Annotated in this window: 16 protein-coding genes; 10 read left to right on the top strand and 6 right to left on the bottom strand. The window is 47.1% G+C overall.

Going from position 1 to position 21,745, the window contains the following annotated elements; genetic code table 11:
- Window positions 1-10: 10 nt before the first annotated feature.
- The 3 genes from GT1_RS04830 to GT1_RS04840 form a co-directional block, all read right to left on the bottom strand.
- Window positions 11-1,753 (bottom strand): ABC transporter ATP-binding protein, encoded by a 1,743-nt coding sequence (locus tag GT1_RS04830; protein ID WP_188397771.1) that lies wholly within the window; start codon window positions 1,751-1,753, stop codon window positions 11-13.
- On the bottom strand, window positions 1,731-3,530 hold the full coding sequence (locus GT1_RS04835) for an ABC transporter ATP-binding protein (protein ID WP_188397772.1): 1,800 nt from the start codon (window positions 3,528-3,530) through the stop codon (window positions 1,731-1,733). Before GT1_RS04835 ends, GT1_RS04830 begins: the two co-directional genes overlap by 23 nt.
- Before the next feature lie 110 nt (window positions 3,531-3,640).
- Window positions 3,641-4,597, bottom strand: coding sequence for an AraC family transcriptional regulator (locus GT1_RS04840; protein ID WP_188397773.1), 957 nt, complete (start codon window positions 4,595-4,597; stop codon window positions 3,641-3,643).
- A gap of 226 nt (window positions 4,598-4,823) precedes the next feature.
- Between GT1_RS04840 and GT1_RS04845 the strand changes: the two genes are divergently transcribed.
- From GT1_RS04845 to allD, 6 genes are all read left to right on the top strand, one after another.
- Window positions 4,824-5,603 carry an amino acid ABC transporter substrate-binding protein gene (locus tag GT1_RS04845; RefSeq protein WP_188397774.1) on the top strand — a complete coding sequence of 260 codons (780 nt, stop codon included), beginning with the start codon at window positions 4,824-4,826 and terminating at the stop codon, window positions 5,601-5,603.
- 122 nt (window positions 5,604-5,725) lie between these two features.
- The gene (locus GT1_RS04850; protein WP_188397908.1) at window positions 5,726-6,211 is read left to right on the top strand and encodes a DUF134 domain-containing protein; all 486 of its coding nucleotides are present in this window, start codon (window positions 5,726-5,728) and stop codon (window positions 6,209-6,211) included.
- A gap of 206 nt (window positions 6,212-6,417) precedes the next feature.
- On the top strand, window positions 6,418-7,671 hold the full coding sequence (gene dcuC / locus GT1_RS04855; protein WP_075756934.1) for a C4-dicarboxylate transporter DcuC: 1,254 nt from the start codon (window positions 6,418-6,420) through the stop codon (window positions 7,669-7,671).
- Between the two features lie 49 nt (window positions 7,672-7,720).
- Window positions 7,721-9,025: an amidohydrolase gene (locus tag GT1_RS04860; RefSeq protein WP_188397775.1), complete on the top strand. Its 1,305-nt coding sequence runs from the start codon at window positions 7,721-7,723 to the stop codon at window positions 9,023-9,025.
- A gap of 116 nt (window positions 9,026-9,141) precedes the next feature.
- Window positions 9,142-10,371: an aminopeptidase gene (locus GT1_RS04865; RefSeq protein WP_188397776.1), complete on the top strand. Its 1,230-nt coding sequence runs from the start codon at window positions 9,142-9,144 to the stop codon at window positions 10,369-10,371.
- Between the two features lie 287 nt (window positions 10,372-10,658).
- Window positions 10,659-11,738 carry an ureidoglycolate dehydrogenase gene (allD, locus tag GT1_RS04870; RefSeq protein WP_075756936.1) on the top strand — a complete coding sequence of 360 codons (1,080 nt, stop codon included), beginning with the start codon at window positions 10,659-10,661 and terminating at the stop codon, window positions 11,736-11,738.
- A gap of 168 nt (window positions 11,739-11,906) precedes the next feature.
- On the opposite strand, the gene GT1_RS04875 is transcribed toward allD, so the two are convergent.
- The 3 genes from GT1_RS04875 to GT1_RS04885 are packed head-to-tail and all read right to left on the bottom strand — an operon-like array spanning window position 11,907 to window position 16,001.
- On the bottom strand, window positions 11,907-13,541 hold the full coding sequence (locus GT1_RS04875) for a PucR family transcriptional regulator (protein ID WP_188397777.1): 1,635 nt from the start codon (window positions 13,539-13,541) through the stop codon (window positions 11,907-11,909).
- Window positions 13,520-14,380 carry an alpha/beta hydrolase gene (locus GT1_RS04880; RefSeq protein ID WP_188397778.1) on the bottom strand — a complete coding sequence of 287 codons (861 nt, stop codon included), beginning with the start codon at window positions 14,378-14,380 and terminating at the stop codon, window positions 13,520-13,522. Before GT1_RS04880 ends, GT1_RS04875 begins: the two co-directional genes overlap by 22 nt.
- Entirely contained in the window at window positions 14,373-16,001 is a 1,629-nt protein-coding gene (locus tag GT1_RS04885) for a PucR family transcriptional regulator (protein WP_188397779.1), read from the bottom strand. Before GT1_RS04885 ends, GT1_RS04880 begins: the two co-directional genes overlap by 8 nt.
- A gap of 141 nt (window positions 16,002-16,142) precedes the next feature.
- On the opposite strand from GT1_RS04885, the gene fdrA reads away from it, so the two are divergent.
- The 4 genes from fdrA (at window position 16,143) to arcC (ending at window position 21,719) form a co-directional block, all read left to right on the top strand.
- Window positions 16,143-19,142: a DUF1116 domain-containing protein gene (fdrA, locus tag GT1_RS04890; protein ID WP_188397780.1), complete on the top strand. Its 3,000-nt coding sequence runs from the start codon at window positions 16,143-16,145 to the stop codon at window positions 19,140-19,142.
- A 112-nt stretch (window positions 19,143-19,254) separates the two neighbouring features.
- Window positions 19,255-19,986 carry a DUF2877 domain-containing protein gene (locus GT1_RS04895; protein ID WP_188397781.1) on the top strand — a complete coding sequence of 244 codons (732 nt, stop codon included), beginning with the start codon at window positions 19,255-19,257 and terminating at the stop codon, window positions 19,984-19,986.
- Between the two features lie 2 nt (window positions 19,987-19,988).
- Window positions 19,989-20,774, top strand: a complete 786-nt coding sequence (gene allE / locus GT1_RS04900; RefSeq protein WP_188397782.1) for a (S)-ureidoglycine aminohydrolase — start codon at window positions 19,989-19,991, stop codon at window positions 20,772-20,774.
- Between the two features lie 9 nt (window positions 20,775-20,783).
- Window positions 20,784-21,719 (top strand): carbamate kinase, encoded by a 936-nt coding sequence (gene arcC, locus GT1_RS04905; RefSeq protein WP_188397783.1) that lies wholly within the window; start codon window positions 20,784-20,786, stop codon window positions 21,717-21,719.
- Window positions 21,720-21,745: the final 26 nt, after the last annotated feature.

Here is a 21,745-nt window from a genome sequence, read left to right on the forward strand (position 1 = left end):
GGTATATCTTTTATAATGACCAAGCCATATTTTGCGTTTGAATCATAACCATATTACGATATAAGCCGTCTTGTTTTAGCAAAGCATCTGGTTGGCCTTGCTGGGCGACATAGCCGTCAGACAGAACAACGATCTTGTCGGCATTGGCGATGGTTCTCATACGATGGGCAATGATCAAAACCGTTTTATTTTTAATGAGCTCTGCCAAAGCCGCCTGAATCTTTGTTTCATTTTCCACGTCCAACGAAGCGGTGGCTTCATCCAATAAGATGATGGGCGCATCTTTGAGAATTGCCCTGGCGATAGAAATACGCTGGCGTTCGCCGCCTGACAATACGGAACCATTCTCGCCAATGACCGTATGATACCCCAGCGGCAGACGGGATACAAACTCATCACACATAGCCAGCCTTGCTGCTGCTGTTACTTCTTCATCTGTTGCATCACGTTTTCCCAGGCGGATATTTTCCATGACAGTGTCATTAAATAAGGTGACATCCTGAAAGACAATCGCATAATGTTTCAGCAAAGCCTCCGGATCGATTGTCGTTATATCCCGGCCGCCAAGCCTAACCGTACCGGAAGTTGCATCCCAGAAACGTGCCGCCAGTTTGGCAGCAGTACTCTTGCCGCCGCCGGAGGGACCTACCAGAGCTGTCACTTCGCCTTGTCTGGCAACGAAGGAAACATCCTTTAAAACCGGTTCAGCGGTATTGTAAGCAAATGAAACATGGTCAAATTCGATGTCATAGCCATTCAGTCGATAATCTTTTTCACCACATTGCACAGGCTGTGCTGCCATTTCCTGCATTCTGGCAATAGGAATTTCCGCCATAAAAATTTCAGCGACATTTGCCAAGGTTTCGGACAAAGGATTGTACAATCTTGATGCCGTAATCAAAAAAATCAGGTATGTCAGCAAATCGGTTTTTCCTGTAATTAATAATTCACTTCCTACCAATATTACCGAAGCCAGGCCAAGCCTGAGCACCGCCTGCGCACTGGTCACAAAAGCGCCCAGTGTCAGTTCTGAATGAATATGCGCCTGTTCTGCGGCATCCAGTTTTTTGTCCAAGCCTTCCAGATACCGTTCTTTCATGTTGCAGGCCTTGATATCCTGGATGGTTTCAAGGCATTCCTGAATACCATCGGCACAAATTCTTTTGGCTTGATAATGCTTAAGCTCGGCCCGGTTCTGCAGATATTTTGAACCAATAATCATCAGAAAGGCTGCCGGGATAACCCATAATACGGCAAGTCCCATACGCCAATCCATATACAAGAGGCCAATGGTAATGACAAGTGTGGAAAGCATAGCCCCAAACAATTGGGGAACAGCATGGGAAAAGGCATGTTCCAATGCCGCGCAATCCCCCATAATGGTATTCGTTAAATCCGCCAAATCTCTTTTGCCAAAAAAGGATAAGGGCAACTGACGAAGTTTTTCCGCCAAATGAATCCTTCTTGCCGCGCTTTCCGTATAGGTGGAAAGAAATACGCTGGAATACTGCCAAAACTGGCACAGGTATAAAACAACAAACACTACGCATACAAGCAGCGCATATTTTAGCAGGTTTGGTGTTGCGGTGCTTGTCCCCAGCAGCGGCTGTAACAGTTCATCCAGCAACATGATAAAAAGCCCGACAGGGAGCAGCATGCTAAGATCGGTCAAGGCACTATATAAACTGCCTTTGATTAAATCCCGGGCTCCTCTTTCGCTGAGAGCAAATTTATTTTGCAATAATGTAAGCATGTCCTACCGCCTTTCCGACTTTCCAGGAAACGGAAGTCTGATATTCCTGCCACATGCTGGCATATACACCCTGTTGTTTTACTAAATGTTTATGAGAACCCTGTTCCACAATCTTGCCCTGTTGCATGACTAAGATACAATCCACATTTGTAATGGAAGAAAGGCGATGGGCAATCATTAATACCGTTTTTCCTGCCGTCAGGTGTTCGAAGGCTTTTTGAATCTGATACTCATTTTCCGGATCGGCAAAAGCAGTGGCTTCATCTAAAATAATAATCGGTGCATCTTTTAAAATGGCTCTGGCTAACGCAATCCGCTGTTGTTCCCCGCCGGAAAGATAAACACCGCCAGTTCCCACAACCGTATCAATTCCCTGCGGCATCTTAGCCAAAATATCATCACACTGGGCCAGATGGGCGGCAGAAAGAGCTTCTTTTCGGCTTGCCTCCGGTTTGGCCGCACAAATATTTGCGAGCAGACTGGCTTTGAATAACTTGGTATTTTGGAATACAAAAGCGACTTTTTGCATCAAATCTTTTTCTTGAATCTCCCGTACATCAATTCCACCGATGCTAACGCTGCCCTCAGTTACATCCCAAAAGCGCGGGACAAGGCTGGCCAACGTGGTTTTACCGCCGCCGGAAGCACCTACCAACGCATAGGTTTTCCCCTGAGGCACTGTAAAACTTACCTGATCAACCGCCGGCAGCTGATTGCCAGGATACGTAAAGGTCACATTTTCAAAACAAATGCCGGTATCTTTCATTGATCCCTTCAGACTGCCTGCTGTAAGCGTTTTAGCCTGGATAATTTCATATACACGGCCAACCGCCTCTTGTGCCACCATGATACTTTCGCCCATACGCATGATTTTACTCATCATGGAAATGCACAAAGGGACAAACAGCATATAGAATATAAGATCCAAAAGGAATACTTGATAATCTGCTGCTGTCAAGCTAAATAATATACCGATAGGAATCAAAAGCAGGGAGGGCAGGTTAATCGTGATGATAAAGCCAACAAAAGGTACACGGCATGATAAAGCAAAATCTGAGGCGAACTTCCAATATTTAAGAATTGATTCGTGGAAACTTTTAAAAGAATAAACGGTTTGCTGAAAGACCTTGACAACCGGAATTCCCCTGACATATTCAACAGCCGCCGTATTCATTTCCTCAAGGGCATTCATGTAGTGGTTCATACGGTCAGCTCTTGCGCCGCCCATCATAGTTTTTAAAAAAAACAGGCTAAGAAGCGGTGGCAATAAGCAAACCAGACCCAGCCGCCAATCAAAGATAAAGAAAACTGCCAAAATTGCTAAAGGCATAACGATAGCGCCAGACATATCAGGCAATTGGTGCGCTAAAAAGGCATGTGTCAAACCGGCATTATCATCAATGATTTTTCTCAGTTTGCCGCTGGTATTTGTATTAAAATACCCTAGCGGTAAATTTACAATTTTATGCATAGCCTTTTTACGCATATTTTTTTCAACGCGAAAAGCAGCTAGATGAGAGCATAGCAATGCTGCAAAATATAAAGCAATACTGAGAACGGCAAAGCCTACCGCCAGCCAGCCAAACGTAGCTGTTTGCCCAGCCTGGGCAAAATCCGGCAGCACTCTTAATAGATCGCGAATCACGAACCATATGCAGATAAAGGGAACTATCGACAGTACGGAACTAAGCCCTGATAAAATCCAAGACAATATAAGCAGTATTCGGTAACTGCCGGCAAATTCAAACAATCTCGCAACCAAGGTTTGAGCAGTCACAGGTATCCCTCCCTAAAAAAGAAGTCTGCTGCATCTTTGCAACTGATTTCTATTTTAAAGAAGATGCCGGGGAACTAATACTCCATATAAATTGTTTTAGCTCCATTTAGTCAATGCGATTTCCGGTAAGCTGAAGGAGAGACATGCATAACAGCCTTAAAGGCGCTGGCAAACTTACTGGAATTTTCATAGCCGACGTTACCGGCAATTACCGTGATGCTGTCTTGCGTCTGTAACAGCATAGCGGCTGCTGCCTGCATGCGATACCTCCGTATATACGTATAAATAGGCATGCCGTAAACTGCTTTAAAACAAGAATTCATGGCAGTGAGGGATATATCGAATCGTCTTGATAATTCCTCTAAGGTAAAATGATATTCGATATGCTGTGTTAACAATTGTTTGATTTGTTTGATCTTGTTTACCTGGCTTTTCTGAAAATACGGACGATCTTCGGCTTGTGACGAAGCATCAATGACACTGAGAAAAAGCAGCAATTCCAGCACCTTTAATTTGAAATAGCCGTATTTTATTTCATCGGGAATGGTATAGAGTTCCGAAAAGATATGCCGTATCGAATCTTTGGCCCGGATGATAAAACAGCGGTCGCCGGCACATAGTTTATCGCGCAGGGCATATAAATCAATTGAAATATCCTTTAATACGGTGGGAATCATGGTAGCGGCCTGTTGGAGATCAATAAGGATTGATACGCCGTGATAATGTTCCAGAGGGAAGGTGGCATGCATAACCCGGTTACTCATCAAAGGATTGACAGCAAGATCGCCTGCACTCAAATACGTGTACAGGCCGTTGATAAATTCACATTCAAACCTTCCTTCGCGGCAATGGTTGATCTCCAAGATATCCCTGTCTTCCAAAATGTGCTGAGGGCATTTACCTGTATGAAAATCGTTGTACGCCAGACTGACACCGGGGAAAACCTGATAACTGGTGATACTTCCTGTTCCTTCGGCATTCTCCAGTTCGTAAACGGTACAACCGTCTGACTGCCTGCTTATTTTTATATCGGCACAATATAAAGCGTTATCCCGTATTTGTTTCATAACAGCACCTGCTTATTGATAATAATAATCAATTACATAATACGCAACAAAATGCTTTTTGTAAAGCTATGCTTGGCATTGCAAGATAGCGAGAATATAGGAGATAGTTTGTCAAAAAAGCAGTAAAACTTTTATTTCTGTATCAATTTAACCCTTTCGCATTTTATTAAATTAAAGTAAAATAGGTTTATAAATTTAAATAGATTAATATAGGCGGAGGGTTTATATGAAAAAAGCAATTATATTGGTAGTAATGCTGATGTTAGCAGGGATGATGTTGGCGGGGTGCGGCAGCACTGAAACGAAAGCGTCGGTAAAAAAGATTGTCATTGGTTTGGATGACAGTTTTCCGCCAATGGGCTTTAGGGATGATAAGAATAACATAGTTGGCTTTGATATCGACATGGCAAAAGAAGTTTCGAAAAGACTAAAGCTGGATGTAGAGTTTAAAGCGATTGACTGGAGCACGAAAGAGTCGGAATTAAACGGCAAGCGGATTGATGCTTTGTGGAATGGGATGAATATTACGGAAGAGCGCAAAAAGAATGTATTGTTCAGCGATCCGTATATGGAAAGCAAGCAGCTCATCTTTGTGCTTACCGGTTCGCCAATTAAAAGCTCTGCCGATCTGGCCGGCAAAGTGGTGGGTGTGCAGCAGTCGAGTATTGGCGACGAGGTAGTGACCAAGGATGATCAACTGAAAGCTTCTTTAAAAGACTTCAAAAAATATCCGGATTGTATTTCCGCATTTATGGACCTTAAATCAGGGCGGCTCGACGCTGTCGTGACAGATGAAATACTTGGCAGATACTATATGTCTAAAGAAATGGGCCAATATGTGGTGATCGAAAAGCCGCTGGGCGAAGTAGGCAACTATGGCGTTGGCTTTAGAAAAGAAGATAAAGAACTTCGCGACAAGGTGCAGACAGTGCTGAATGAAATGAAAAAAGACGGTACTTCCGCCCAAATCTCGCAAAAGTGGTTTGGCGCAGATATTGTGAAATAGGGTCATGAGGCTAATGGCGGTTCCATTAGCCTCAGTTTTTTATTGTACTCCTATTGAAATCCCCCAAGCTCTGGTATATAATGTAATTGGGCATATGCTCAATTAAGGAGGCCTGATGATTGGTGCCAAGACAGCGTTGTTGCGGTTTGGTTGACGAAGAACCCTTATGCCGGAAATTTACTCCCGACAGGGAGAACGGCCAGAAGCCGATTGTTGTTCAGATAGAAGAGCTGGAAGCCATTCGCTTAAAAGATGTCAGGGGTTTTGAGCAGGCTGTTTGTGCATCAGTCATGGGACTATCCAGACCCACATTTCAGAGAATTTTACAGTCTGCCAGGATCAAGGTGGCGATGGCACTAGTAGAAGGGCGGGTCATTATTATTGAAGGAGGGAATTATATTATGAAAAACCGGGTGTTTGAATGTGTAGAGTGTAAGCATGTGTGGGAAGAGGCTCCCTGTACGGACGGCGGTAAACACGGATATGAGATTGCCTGTCCCACATGTGGCAGTATGAAAAAAATGAAGCTGGACAATGGCGTAAAACATGCCTGTGGTGGTGGTCAGCATCAGCATGGTCATGGTGGTGGCTGCTGCGGCGGGCACTGATTCCGGGCTAACGTATGGGAAATAACCCAAGCAGCCTGCCGGTTTAAAGGCAGGCTGCTTGGGTTATTTTGCATACCTGAGGGTATTGATTTTTTTCCCAACCTGTTTAAGTTTGCAGGATAAGAGTGTCTGGGTGAAGAACATTTACAGCTATGTTATCCTTTCTCAGGTGTAATAATGAATAAGTGGAAATGGGGGAATTTGCGATGATTTGGTTAGGCGCTATCATTGTTTTATTGACGTTTGCAGCAATCATTAAGCGGTATGAGACGAGAATGGTTTTATTTGTTTCCGGTCTTCTCATGGCGCTGCTTTCGGGAAAGCCGCTTGAGGCTATTGATGCCTTTGGCAAAGCCATGGTTAACCCCACATTGGTTACGGTTATTTGTACCGTTATGGGGTTTGCGTATGTCATGAAATTAACAAAATGCGATGCTCATTTGGTTCACTTATTAGCAGGCGGGTTAACAAAGTTCCGGGCTGTTTTGATTCCCGGCACAGTTATTATAACCTTTGCTATTAATATTGCTTTACCCAGTGCCGCCGGCTGCGCTGCTGCCGTTGGCGCGATCATGATTCCGGCTCTGATTGGGGCCGGGGTTCATCCGGCTATCGCCGGCAGTGCCGTACTGGCCGGAACCTGGGGCAGTACGTTAAGTCCTGGCGCTACTCATAATCCCTTTGTTGCCAAACTGGCCAATACCGATGTTATGACAGTAATTGCCGTATTAACTCCGGCCGATTTAGCGGCTTTGGCAGTTGTTGTGATTACTTTGACGGCAGTTGCTTATATCCGCAAAGAACATCATGTTGAGGGACAGTCGGTTATTGACGGTAATGATTTAGGAGAATTCAAAGTCAACATCATTAAAGCCATGGTGCCGATTGTGCCATTAGTGCTGCTGGTATTAGGCAGCAAGCAGGTGCAGGTTATTCCTGAGGTCACCGTGCCTCAAGCCATGCTGTTTGGCGTAATCCTTGGTTTTGTTGTTACCTGGGTCAATGCCCAGGAAATTTCCAAGCAGTTTTTTGCCGGTATGGGGGATGCTTTTGGCAGTGTTGTGGGTATCATAGTGGCAGCTGCCGTCTTTAACGAAGGCATGAAGCTTATTGGGCTTACCGGTGCTTTGATTGAAGCTATGAAACATTCGGAAAGCATTGCCAAACTGGCTGCCACCTTCGGTCCGTTTATTATTGCTGTCCTTTCCGGTTCCGGTGACGCCGCCACATTGGCGTTCAACGGTGCCATTACGCCGCATGCGGCGCAGTTCGGTTTCGGCATTATTGAGATGGGCCAGCAGGCTCAGGTGGTTGGTGCGCTGGGACGATCCATGTCGCCGGTTGCCGGAGCGGCTATTGTATGCGCCGGTTTAGCCAAAGTCAATCCGATTGAATTGACCAAACGCAATGCGCCGGCCATGGTGCTGGCCGCGATAACGACCATGCTGGTGCTGCTGTAGCGCAGACTGCTGCAGCCTTAAGCATTATATAAATTTTTTGGAGGAGTTTATGGGAATAAATTTTGTAGCGCTAGCTGAAAAACTAACCGAGAAAACCATTGCCAGGCGCCGGGACTTTCATAAATATCCTGAGTCTGCCTGGACGGAATTCCGCACAGCAGCCATAGTGGCCGATACGCTGTCGGCGCTGGGGTATCAGGTATTTGCCGGTGATGAAGTTATTGATGCCCAGGCGATGATGGGCGTGCCGGCAGCAGCCGAACTGGAGCGGCATGCCAAACGGGCGTTGGAGCAAGGGGCAAATCCGCAGTGGGTTGATAAGCTGCAGGGCGGTAAAACCGGGGTTATCGGTGTGCTGACCTGTGCTAAGCCCGGGCCTACGGTTGGTCTGCGGTTTGATATGGATGCCAATGATGTGGTGGAGGCAGAGGATGTGAGCCACCGGCCGTTCAAAGAAGGCTTTGCCTCGGTTAACCGTGGGGCTGCGCATGCCTGCGGCCATGACGGTCACACCGCTGTCGGTTTAGCTGTTGCCGAGATATTGGCTTCTGTCAAAGAACAGCTTAGCGGTACGATTAAACTTATTTTCCAGCCGGCCGAGGAAGGGGTACGGGGTGCCCGGGCGATGTCAGTCAAAGGGATAGTCGATGATGTGGATTACTTTCTGGGTCTGCATCTTGGCTTCAATACCAAGCAAACCGGCCAGCTGGCTTGCCGCATTGAGGGCTTCCTGGCTACCACTAAGCTTGACGCCATATTTACCGGTGTTCCCGCCCATGCCGGCGCCGCGCCGGAAGCAGGCCGCAACGCCCTGTTGGCAGCGGCTGCGGCAGCGCTTAACCTGCATGCCATTGCCAGACACAGTCAGGGACCGACCCGGATTAATGTTGGCCAGCTTGAGGCCGGAACCGGCCGCAATGTGCTGCCGGCCAATGCGATTATCAAATTAGAGACGCGCGGCACAACCAGCGCTCTCAATGAATACATGTTTACCGAGTCGCAGCGGATTATCAAGGCTGCTGCCGACATGTACGGCGTACAGGTGGAAACCCGGGAAATGGGCGGCGCGGCAGGAGCTGAGAATGACCTTTGCCTTGTGGAACGGGTGGAAAAGGTTGCCGAAGGACTGGGTATTTTTAAAGAGATTATGCCTAGCTGTTACTTTGGCGCCAGTGAGGATTGCACTTACTTTATGGAACGGGTGCAGCAGCGCGGCGGCAAGGCAGCCTATATTATGATTGGGGCGGCACTGGCTGCCGGACACCATGATTCACGGTTCGACTTTGATGAAGCGGCATTAACTGAGGCGGTGGCATTGGTGAGTGCGGCGGCGGCAGATTTGCTGCAAGCGTAAGCAGTAATAGGATTCAAAGACCTGAACTTTGTCATAGGTTCAGGTCTTTTATTCATAAGATCATAATAAAGTGAGTAATATATTGTTATCTCTGTTTGCAAGAGAAAGGAGCCATAATGGATAATAAAGTTTTAGAGAAATATGCGCAATTGGTAGTCAAAACCGGAGTTAACATTCAACCCAACCAGACGCTGGTCATTACCTCACCGATTGAATGCGCTCCGTTTGCCCGGGCCATTGCCACGGCAGCTTATGCGTCAGGTGCGCGGGAAGTAGTTATGAACTGGAAAGACGAGCTGTCGGCCAAGATTAAATTTCTGCATGCACCTGATGAGATTTTTGATGAATTCCCTGAATGGCAAAAGGATTTTTACCTGTCCTATGTAAGAAAAGGGGCCGCCTTTGTCAGTATTGCGGCATCAGACCCTGAGCTGCTGCAGGAGGTAAACCCTGAAAGGGTGGTAAGGGTACAAAAGGCCAGCAATATAGCGCTTAAGGAATACCGTGAACATACCATGAGCAATAAGAATGCCTGGAGCGTTGTATCGGTGCCCACCCTTGCCTGGGCCAAGCGGGTATTCCCCGAAGTGGCAGACGAGGAGGCTGCCCGGCAACTGTGGACAGCCATCGTGAAGGCGGTGCGGGTGGATACTGCTGATCCGGTTGCCGCCTGGCAGGAACACAGCCGGGCCTTGAAACAAAGTATGAATAAATTAAATGCCCACAAATTTACCCTGCTGCATTATACAAATTCACTGGGAACCGATATTAAGGTGGAATTGCCTGATGGGCATATCTGGCTTGGCGGGCCGGAACACACCACCGCCGGTATTGAATTTGTTGCCAACATGCCGACAGAAGAAGTATTCACCATGCCGAAAAAGACAGGGGTAAACGGCATTGTTTTCAGCGCCAAGCCCTTAAATTATAATGGTACACTTATCGATAACTTCTCACTTACTTTCAAAGAAGGCCGCATTATTGACTGCACAGCCGGCCAGGGTCTGGAAGTGCTGAAGAAGCTGATTGAAACCGATGAAGGCTCTCATTATCTGGGGGAAGTGGCGCTTGTACCACATAATTCGCCGATTTCCAATTCCAATATTTTGTTTTATAACACTCTGTTTGATGAAAATGCCTCCTGCCACTTTGCCATCGGCAAGGCATATCCCATTTGTATCGAAAATGGTGTGTCCATGAACCCGCAGCAATTGGAACAAGCCGGCGTAAATGATTCTATGGTGCATGTTGACTTTATGATCGGCACCCCTGATCTTGAGATTACAGGCATTACGGCAAACGGTGAGACAATATCTGTGTTTAAAAACGGTAATTTTGCCGGTTAAGTAAAAAGGCGGGCTTGCCCCACGCGCTCACAATGGCAGGAGAACTCTGCGTCATTGCGAACAGGAAGCGGGGTAAGCCCGTCTTTTTGCGTCTGCCGGAAGGTATGAGTTTTGCGCGCAACACAAGGTCCGGCACGTGCGGCCGGGAGGCCTTTTGTTTAAAACAGACAAATCAAGCCGGACAAATTGGCCTGTGTGGATGATGCAAAAAAGCCGTAAGAAAAGTACAATTAAGGAAAAGCTATTAAGGTCAAGTGATTAAGAAACAGAAGGGGTGTTATTTTATTATGAGTCAACAGGAAATGGTCTTAGTAACCAAAGCAGAATTGCATCAGTTGATTAAAAATAAGGTAATGAAGGCTGGTTTGCCTGAGGATCATGCGCAGGAGGTTGCTAATCATTTAGCCTATGCCGACAGCAGAGGTGTACATTCCCATGGGGCTGTGCGCGTGGAATATTATTCAGAACGGATAAACAAAGGCGGCAGCAATGCAAAGCCGAATTTTTCCTTTAGAAAAACCGGTCCGAGCACCGGCATTTACGAAGGGGACAATGCGGTAGGAATGGTTGTTGCCACAAACGGTATGATTGAAGCCATCAAGATGGCTAAAGAAACCGGAATTGGTTTTGTCGGCATGCGCAATCTGGGGCACTGCGGCACGCTCTCCTATTTCCTCAGAATGGCTACCGACGAAAATATGATTGGTATGTCCATGTGCCAGTCTGACCCGATGGTAGTGCCTTACGGTTCCGCCGACCCGTATTTCGGCACAAATCCTATCGGTTTTGCCGCTCCCTGTGCCGGTGGTCCGCCCATTGTATTTGATATGGCGACTACCGTAGGGGCCTGGGGCAAAATTATCGATGCCAGATCTAAAAACAAGGCAATTCCCGACACCTGGGCGGTAGATAAAACCGGACATCCTACCACCGACCCCTTTGCCGTTGCCGGTCTTGTGGCTATTGCCGGTTCCAAGGGATACGGCCTGATGATGATGGTTGATATCTTGTGCGGCTCCCTGCTGGGCATTCCGTTTGGCGGTCATGTAAGTTCGATGTATGCCGACCTTTCTGCCGGTCGTGAACTGGGACAAATCCATCTGGTAATCAATCCGGAGCATTTTATCGGTCTTGATAATTTCAAAAACAATATACGCAAAATGGTGGATGAGATTCATGCACTTCGCCCGGCTGCCGGTTTTGACAGGGTGCTGGTTCCTGGTGAATCTTCCGAAAAGAAAGCTCAGGATTATGAAAAGAACGGCATTCCCATTGTAAAAGAAATTTATGATTATCTTGTCAGTGATGACATCCATTTCAACCGTTATGAGGGAAAAAGCGCTTTTGCTTCCGATACATTAGACTAAACGCATAACGAGCAGGTAAAAAGCCCGGGGACTATGAAGGTTTTCTTCATAAGTTCCCGGGCTTTATTTGTCTGTCGGTGCGGGCGGCCGTCATGCAACACTGCGACGCTGGCGCTTAACCTCCGCTTATGCACAACGGCCACCCGCGCCTCAGGACTGTTGACGGTCTCACGATTCGGACAACAGCAGGGCCAGCCGGAGCTGCAGGGAAAAATCCGGGTTGGAGAGCGGCGTGTCTAATATTTCATTTAATCTGGCGATCCGGTATTTTACTGTGTTGCGGTGGATATAGAGGGCCCGGGCCGTTTCGGCGATATCGCCCTGACAATCCAGGTAAGTTTGCAGTGTTTGCCGGAGGATAACCTGTGTTTCCTGCTGGGGGTAGGCCAGCGATTTTAACACACAGGTACAGAAGTGGCGGGCATGGTCCTGCGGGACAAAACGCAAAAGCTCCGCAACATCCTGGGAAAAATAAGTGCGGAAAAATGCTTTTTTACCCTCCCGCCTGCATTGGTGATACACTTCTTCGGCCTCAATGCGCGAGAAGGCCACAGACTGAAGCGAATTAACCGGATTCCCTGCGGCACAGGAAATGGAAACAGAGAGATAGGTGGTCATTTGCTCGCTAATGAAGGCAATGGCATTTTCCAAGTTTTCGACAGGACTTTGCAAGAGTACTAATATTTTTTCACTTTTGTGGGAAGAAAAGAAAAGAGCGGTTTTACCCAGAATTTCAGTATGGCGTTCCAGCCAGTCGTACACAAGGGAATACAGGTCAAACCGTGCAGAATGCTGCTCCTCCACCAGATCGTCAATTCCTAAAACCAGGAATTGATAGTAATCGGAAGCAATCAAACCAAGATCGCTGCCCTGCCCCAGAAAAACGGCGGTGTCAATATTGCTGGCATTATGGGTTAGCCGCCGCAAAACATCCTCGCGCATTCGCCGGTGCAGTTCTTTAAGCTTTTGGTTTTTATACAGGGAAAAAGCGATGGCGGCGGCAGTCTGCTCAATGACCAGATAGGAGAAAGGATAAGGGATTTTTTCTTTTTCCAGCACAATCAGCAGGTGGGGGTGGGCAGAAGCGGCCCAAACGGGAAAGAACCATGCGGTAAACGGATGGGGGGCCTGAATATAGAGCGAAGAGGGTATGGCGGCGGCCGGTGAGTCTTTCAGCTTGTCAGAGCTTTTTATGGCAGCCAGCGTCTCTTCCATTTCACCGGTTTTTGTACCTCTGGGCAGGGAAGTGTCAATGATTTCAAAAAAGGGATCTGTTAAAAATACTGTCTGCCGGATTGTGCGGCTGAGATGGGTGAGAATTGTGGAAATCGGGGTGTCCTTGACAAGCATCTGGGAATATTCATGCTGGATTTTCAAAGCGCTTAGCAGCTGCTGGTTTTCCACATTCCAGAGATAGGAAAGGAGATGATGGCAGGTTACACCCAGTGTCCAGGAGTTCGGAATCTGGATCAGGGGGAAACCAAGCTTATCGGCGGTTGCGAGAATAGAGGGCTCGAGGCTGTCGATAAAACGGCCCAGTTTCACGCAGATTCCGGCAATAGGGACCCGGTTCAGATCCTCGATCATTTGACAGAAGCCGGCCGGATCATCCTTAAAGGCCATGCCGGTTGTTATCAGGAGCGAATGGGGTTTGATAAAATGGGTAATGTCCGGCGTCTCCGAAATATCGGCGCTGTCCACTTTGCGTGACAAATCGGCAGACCGGTTCAACACCAGCATTTGCGAGAAAGGTGCATTTGTTAAAAGTTCGGCAATAGAAGTCATACTCTCTTTTCCAGCCATTCTATTATTTCGTCATAGGCTAATCTGCCTGCTTCATCGTTAAGATCCCGGTCAAAGTCGTGGACTTCTTTGTAGATGGTTATCAGGGTTGAATCCGGAATCAGCTTAAGCAGCGATTTGCTCATCCGGTATGGCACATCGGGGTCTAAGGTGGCGGCGGCCAGAATTGTCGGCGGCAACGCCCGGAGTGCTTCATCTGTTAATGAGTATTTTGCCGGATCTTCCGGCCCGCAGAGGTAGGTTAACCAGGTGCCTTCCTGTCTGGCTTTTATATACAGCGAAAATCTCTCAGCCATCGGGCCGGAGGTCACCGGGCCGTCTGCAATAATGTTAGCAATGTATTCATCCGGTACTTTGGCTAACTGGTTATAATGCTTGCTGGGGGTGGTGAACTGGCTATCGGTAAGCCTGGCATAGCCGTAAAAGCTTATAATGGCTGCCGGCAGCCGGGCTTTGTTTTTAATCAGCCTGTCACACAGCATAAAAGCAAGATAGGCTCCTGCCGATCTTCCCATTAGCACATAGTTGTTATTGTTTAACTTAAATACACTGTCGGTATTGTTCAAATAGAAGGAAAGCATAGCGAAAGCTGAGGTAAGAATCTGGTCCAAACTGGATTCCGGCGCCAAAGGATAATCTAACGCCAAAAAGTCATAGCCGGCCTGCAAGAATTTGTTGATATACAGTTCCGGCAGGTCGTCTCTTACCCCATAGAGCAGTCCGCCGCCGTGCAAATAGATAATTGTTGTGTTCTTGCTTTTATTTTTTGCCCGATGCAGGCTGGCATGCAGTTTTATATTTTCTGCGGTTATCAAGCTGAAAATTTCTGTTTCATTCATGCTTTTTTCTCCCGTCAATTAGTTTAAACAGTCTGGCCGCTATTTGAATCTGCAGCAGTTCCTCCGGGTTAGCAAAATCGACGTTTAGTATATTCTTTATTTTGGCGACCCGGTATCTTACTGTCTTCGAGTGCAGAAACAGCTTTTCCGAGGTAAGAAAGTAGTTTTGATTGGTGTCCAGAAAGGTTTGCAGCGTATCAAACAGCAGCGGATAGTGGTGCCGGAAATTAGCTATTCGGGGAGATATGAACTTCTCAAGATCGTCCAGGTTGTTTGAGTCCAGGAACAGTTTATAAATTCCCAGCTCTTCGTAGGGCAATATGTTATTGGAACCATGGAACAGCCGTAATATCTTTTCCGTATCCAAAACCTCTCTGTGGGCTTTTAGCAGGCTTAGTTTTTCTACTTTCGAGCTGAGGCTTACATTGTAATAAAAATGGGCAAACACATTGCCGGCAACCAGTGAATTCATTATTTTTTCAATGGCGGGCGGGGTAAGGCCGGCTTTCTCATCGTTGAAATTGAATACAAATACCACGGTATCCAACTTTTCCAGAAACGCTATGTCCTTGAAAATAGTTTTGAAGGTAAGCCAGATTTGTCTCAGCGTCTGGGGCATGAGATCTTTATCCACATTTTTCTTTTCGTCCCGGGGATAAAGCTTGATAAGCACTACCTGATAGTACTTATGTTTTTTTATATTAAGGGATTCCAGCACCTCGTCAATATCCTTTTCCTCATACAGCCGGTCATTCAGCAAGTCGTTGATAATGTTATTTTTTTGTTGAAATAGATTTTGGGAGATTACATATTTTTTTAATAATTCCATTTGCAGAAACTTAACGCCATTTTCTATTACCATGAAATCTTCTGAACTAATTTGTTCCGGCAACTCGTGGATAACCAGTTCATAGTCGTCATAGCCGAGATGGGGTATATGAACCCTGATCTGCTTGCCGGCTATGGGGGGATTGGTGCTGTTATATATCACATCTTTACGTTCATATTTAAAATGCATATACTTCTCAGTCAGCACTTCTCTGGTACTTACTACTGTTATGTCGGCAAGCCCGGGGTTGGTGCTGATTTCAATCCCTTTTGTCGAGTTAATAAGGCTGACATCACGCAGGATCATTTTTTTAAACTCCCGCAATATTTCGTCCATTGACGGCATTTTCAGCGCCAGCTTGGTCAGCTCGCTATGCACTTCATAGTACTTGTTCAGCAGGTTCATATTTTTATTGACTATGGGTCCTAATATTTCCAGGATGATGGCTTCATATTTTACATCCTTGTTAATTTGGATTAAAGGAATGGCATGTTGGTCACAAAGCTCAATAATTTTGTCCGGTATGTGAGTAACCAGTCTGTCGATTTTAATTATGAACGCGCTGATGCCTACATTATGGAGCTTCTCGAAAAATACTTCCAGCTCGCTCTCGCTCAAATGCTGCAGGGCAAAAAAACTGGTAAGGATTACTTCGCCATAACGCCCCCAGTTCGCAATATCAGTGGCCTCAAGTACATTGACGCCGGTTATTTCGTTTAAAACTCCGCTATTGCCGGCGATTAATTTTGCTCCATAAAGCATTTGCATATTTAATATTTCTTTAATGTTCATTTTGCTGCTCCTTTTTTGTCCTTTGAGGATAAAAAAAACGCTATTTTTATAATTTTTATGCCAATGATAATGCAAAAAAAAAATGTTATAATGACAGTGATTTAGTTAACAAAATATTAACACAATAAAGGGGAAATGGAAATGCTCTTTACGGTAATTAAGAAAAATAGTTACCAGGATTCTATTAATCTTATGTTACTCACAAATTCCATTAATACTATTGCCGGTATAACAAAATGTTCTATCATGATGGGAACTGCCGCCAATAAGGACATCCTTAAAAATGGCGGACTGCTTACTGCTGAAGGGGAAGCTGCGGCTCCCAGCGATATGATTATTGTAGTTGAGACTGCCGATGAAAAAATTGTTGAAACCGTTCTCAGTGAAGCAGATAAGTTCTTGAATGACCTGGCTGTTAAGAAAAAGAGCACAGGCGCCCTTAGTGTAACCAGCATAGACGCGGCATTGGAGGAAATGCCTGATGCCAATGTAGCGCTGTTTTCCATACCCGGCGAGTACGCTGTTGAGGAGATTGAACAAGCTCTTGATAAAGGCTTGCATGTGTTTTCCTTCACCGATAATATTGCGCTGGCAGATGAAGTGAGACTTAAGCAAAAGGCCCATGAAAAAGGGCTGATGCTGATGGGGCCTGACTGCGGCACCGGCATCATTTCCAGCATTCCCATAGCATTTACCAATGTCGTCAGACCCGGCAACATCGGCATCGTCGGTGCCTCCGGCACCGGCATACAAGAGGTTACTACCATCATCGACAGACTTGGCGGCGGCGTTGTGCATGCCATCGGCACAGGCGGTCGTGACTTAAGCGAAGAGGTCAACGCCATTACCGCCCGGGATGCCATCCTGGGACTGGAGCATCATGATCCTACCGACGTAATTGTAGTTATCTCCAAACCGCCGGCCAAGAAAGTCCGGGATGAAATTGTAGAACTGCTGCATAGTCTTAGCAAACCGGTAGTCGCCATATTCCTCGGCGAGAAACCCGACCACCATGAAGGCAATGTATATTTGGCGCATACGCTTGAAGAAACTGCTATGATTGCCGTAGACCTGGCCAAGAACAAACCGGTTAAACCCAACTATATGGAAGCCATCACCTACGAAGTAAAGACTCCGCTGGCACCGGAAAAAACCGTAAAAGGACTGTATTCAGGCGGTACGCTGGCTGCCGAGGCGGGAATGCTCATCGCCGAAGCCCTGGAGCTTGGGAAATTAACCAAACAAGAGGGTTATATCCTTAATGCCAACGGCTACCAGGTCATGGATTTGGGAGATGACATCTATACCCAGGGCAAACCCCATCCCATGATTGATCCGGAAATCAGGATTAACAAGATCAGAGAATATGCCCAGGACGCCAACACCGGTGTAATTCTCCTGGACTGCGTATTGGGCTACGGCTCGCATCCCGATATGGCCAAAGCTTTATCACCAGCTATCAAGGAAGCTATACAAACATCCAGGGAAAATGGGCGGAAACTCTATTTTGTCGCCACTGTTTGCGGCACAGAGTATGATCCGCAAAGCTACCAGGCAGCAATAAAAACCCTGAAAGAATGCGGTGTATTGGTTGAGGAAAGCAATGCCAAGGCAGTAAGGCTTGCCCTCAAATTAAAGGGGATAGACTACAAAGAGCAGGATAAGCACGTAGTCGCAAAACAGGGGGAAAAGAAAGTACTGCCTGAAATCAGTGACAGTGTAATTGACCTCTTAAACTCCAAACCCCGCATTGTCAACATTGGTCTTACCAGCTTTACCGATTCTATCTTTGCCTATGGCGGCAAAGCCGTGCAATATGACTGGAGACCGGCGGCAGGCGGCGATAAGCGGCTTATCAAGATCTTAAACGCGCTGGCGAAAATTGAAGAAATTGAAGCAGCCAACAATGAAGTTATTGACAGGATGAAAATCTCACAGCCCTTCCTGGTTGATGTAGTGCCGGCTAAATCAGTAATCGGCATCTTAAATGACAAAGTACTCTTGCACGCCGGACCCCCTATCGAATACAAGGACATGACCGGTCCGGGACAAGGCGCTTGTATTGGTGCCGTATTATTCGAAGGCTGGGCCAAGGATGCAAAAAGCGCCAGACAACTGCTGGAAAGCGGCGGCGTGAAATTCTCACCCTGCCATCATGTAAATGCCGTAGGCCCGATGGGCGGCATTACCTCAGGCAACATGCCGGTGCTGGTAGTTGTCAATAAGCTGGATGACTCCGTCGGTTACTGTATCATGAACGAAGGCATCGGCAAAGTGCTGAGATTCGGTGCTTATTCAGAAGAAGTCATCAATAGATTAAACTGGATGAGAGATACGTTAGGACCGGTATTATCCAAAGCGCTGCAGCGCAAAGAGGGCGGTCTGAACCTGAACGTACTCATTGCCAAAGCCATTACCATGGGTGATGAATTCCACCAGAGAAATATAGCTGCCACCCTGGTATTCCTGAAAGAAATTACTCCGTTAATTACCGAGCTTGACATTGACCAAACAGAAAAATATGAGACAATAAAATTCCTGGCCGATACTGATCAATTCTTCCTGAACATCATGATGGCGGCAAGCAAATCCATTGTCGACTGCGCCAGAAAAGTTACCAGCGGTACTGTGGTTACCACCATGGCCAGAAATGGACGCAATTTCGGCGTAAGAATCAGCGGTATGGGTGACGAGTGGTTTACCGCACCGGTTAACACCCCCAACGGACTGTACTTCACCGGCTATTCGGAAAGCGATGCAAACCCGGATATTGGCGACAGTGCCATCACTGAAACGGTGGGCGTCGGCGGTATGGCCATGGTTGCGGCTCCGGGGGTTACCCGCTTCGTCGGTGCGGGCGGTTTCCAGGACGCGCTGAAAGTATCCAACGAAATGGATACCATCTGTATTGCCAATAATTCCAACTGGAGTATTCCCACCTGGGATTTCAAAGGAGCCTGCCTGGGTATTGACGCCAGAAAAGTAGTTGCAACCGGTACTACGCCGCTCATCAATACAGGCATAGCGCATAAAAACGAGGGAGTAGGCCAGATCGGGGCCGGCACCGTGCGTGCGCCGCTGGCTTGCTTTGAAAAAGCAGTCATTGCCTATGCGAAAAAACTAGGGATAGACGTTGAATAGGGATGAAGTGAAATATCACAGAGAGGCAAAGAGCAATCTCTTGCCTCTCTATCTAAAAAATGTCAGCATAGGTAAGGTACATAGCAAATTCAACAGCGGGCTCAATCTGCAAATGGAGGATCATTTGCTGTATATTGGCTGCTGCGGCAGCCCGTTATCCGCCTTTGGGCTGAATATCGATGAAGCGAAACTGCGGCAGCTGCTTGCCGCTGTCAGAATCGGGGATTTGGTCCGGTACAAAGAGGATGTGCTGATTTTTTACAGCATCCAGGGGACCATAACCCTTGCTTGCCAAGAGCTGGCAGAAGTAGATTTAAGGCTTCCTGCCATAACCTGCACCAGGCAAAAAATCGCTGACAGCCGGCTGTATAACTATTTGGCGGCAATGGAGTTTGAGCCATTTATCGGCATCGATTTAGACGAACAAGCCGGCCGGCATGTGGAGTTATTACAGAGCGCTGACAAAACAGACGGCAACGCCAATTCCCGGGTTATCCGCTTTTTTGCCGGCAGAGGCAAAGGCTTGACGCCCAGCGGTGATGACCTGCTCATCGGCTTTACCCTGGCACTGCTGCTGTTTGGCCCGTTTCCGGCCTGGAAGCAAGCGCTGGCCGGGGAGGTTACCGGTGAGAGAACCACCTTGATCAGTGTGGCCTATTGCCGTGCTTTACTGGCAGGGTATGCCAGTGAGCCTTTTATCCGGCTGGTAAAGCTGCTGGATACTGAAGAACTGGCTGCAATCGAAAAAACCATCAAGGAAGTACAGGCCTTTGGCCATACTTCCGGCAATGACACCTTGTTCGGTTTTTTCTTAGGCTTAAAATTTATAATTCACGGAGGTTAATAATGAGCTATCTTAATAATGTTGTCGGTTACAGAAAAGATCTGTTAACAAACCGGTCAGTGGTTAAGAAAGATAATTACGTATTGCTTGATCCTGATGGTTTGGTTAAGAATGTCATTCCCGGTTTTGAGAATTGTGATGTCACCGTTCTCGCTTCACCCAAGATCGGCGCAAGCTTTGTCGATTATCTTGTTACCATTCACGCCGATGGCAAGAATGAACGCGGTTTTGGTGAAGAAGGCATTGAAACCCTGCTTTATTTGATTAAAGGCAGTCTGGAGGTTAAAGCAGGGGAGCAGTCTTACTCCTTAACCCAGGGCGGCTTTGTCTATTGTCCTCCCGGTACCAAACTCTATTTCCAGAACAAAAGCGGCAAAGTAACCAAGGCATTTCTGTACAAACGCCGTTACGACCGTCTGGAAGGCTATGAACCTTATGTCGTCACCGGCAATGCCAATGAAATGGAATGGATAAAATATGAAGGCATGGAAGATGTGCTGATTAAGGATTTCCTGCCCAAGGAACTGGCTTTTGACTGCAACTTCCATATCCTGAGCTTTAAACCAGGTGCTTCTCATGGCTATATTGAGACCCATCTGCCGGAACATGGCGCTTACTTCCTGAGTGGACAGGGTATGTATAATCTGGACAATGACTGGGTGCCTGTGCAAAAAGGCGATTATATCTTTATGAGTGCCTATTCGCTGCAGGCCTGCTACGCTGTAGGGCGTGACGAGGAATTTTCCTATGTGTATTCCAAAGATTGCAACCGTGATGTAAGAATTTAGGAGGTTTATATGAAGAAACAATTAGTTATCGCTTTAGGCGGCAATGCATTGGGCAATACTCCTGACGAGCAGAAGGAAGCCGTCCTGGCTGCCGCCGGGCATATTGCCAGCCTTGTTAAAGATGGCTATAAAATCGTTATTGTGCATGGCAACGGGCCGCAGGTCGGAATGATTAATCTGGCCTTTGAACTGGCATACCAGCAAAATTCAGAGGTGTCGGTTATGCCCTTTGCCGAGTGCTGCGGCATGAGCCAGGGGTATATCGGGTTTCATTTACAAAATGCCCTGCAGAACACCTTTGTTGAACAAGGCATTACCACCCATGTTTCCACAGCCATTACCCAGGTTATTGTTGACCGGCATGATCCGGCTTTTCAGAACCCGACCAAACCGGTTGGTCTGTTTTACTCAGAAGCAACGGCTGAGAAGATTGCCGAGGCGAGAGGCTACACCTTTGTCGAGGATTCCGGCCGGGGCTTCCGGCGGGTTGTTCCGTCGCCTGAGCCGGTGGATATCAAGGAAAAAGGGACGATCCGCTGCCTCATGGAAAACGGCGATGTTGTTGTTGCCTGCGGCGGCGGCGGAATTCCCGTATATCGCGAAAACGGCAAATTAACCAGTGTCGACGCAGTTATTGATAAAGATAAAGCAGCCGCCAAACTGGCTGAAGTAATCAATGCCGATACCCTCATTATCCTGACAGCGGTTCCCCGGGTTGCCATCAACTTTGGCAAACCGGAGCAAAAATGGCTGGAGCGCATCACTGTTGCCGAAGCCAGGCAATATATTAAAGAGGGGCACTTTGCTCCAGGGTCGATGCTGCCCAAAGTCGAAGCGGCTATCAAGTTCGTTGAATCCAACCCCGGCCGGGAAGCCATTATAACCTCCCTGGAAAATGCTTACCAAGCGGTCACGGAAGATAATGGCACGGTAATCTGCTCCTGATTCTGCCCAAATAAAATAGGACACCC

The sequence above is a fragment of the Sporomusa sp. GT1 genome (assembly GCF_014634905.1).
Taxonomy (GTDB): domain Bacteria; phylum Bacillota; class Negativicutes; order Sporomusales; family Sporomusaceae; genus Sporomusa; species Sporomusa sphaeroides.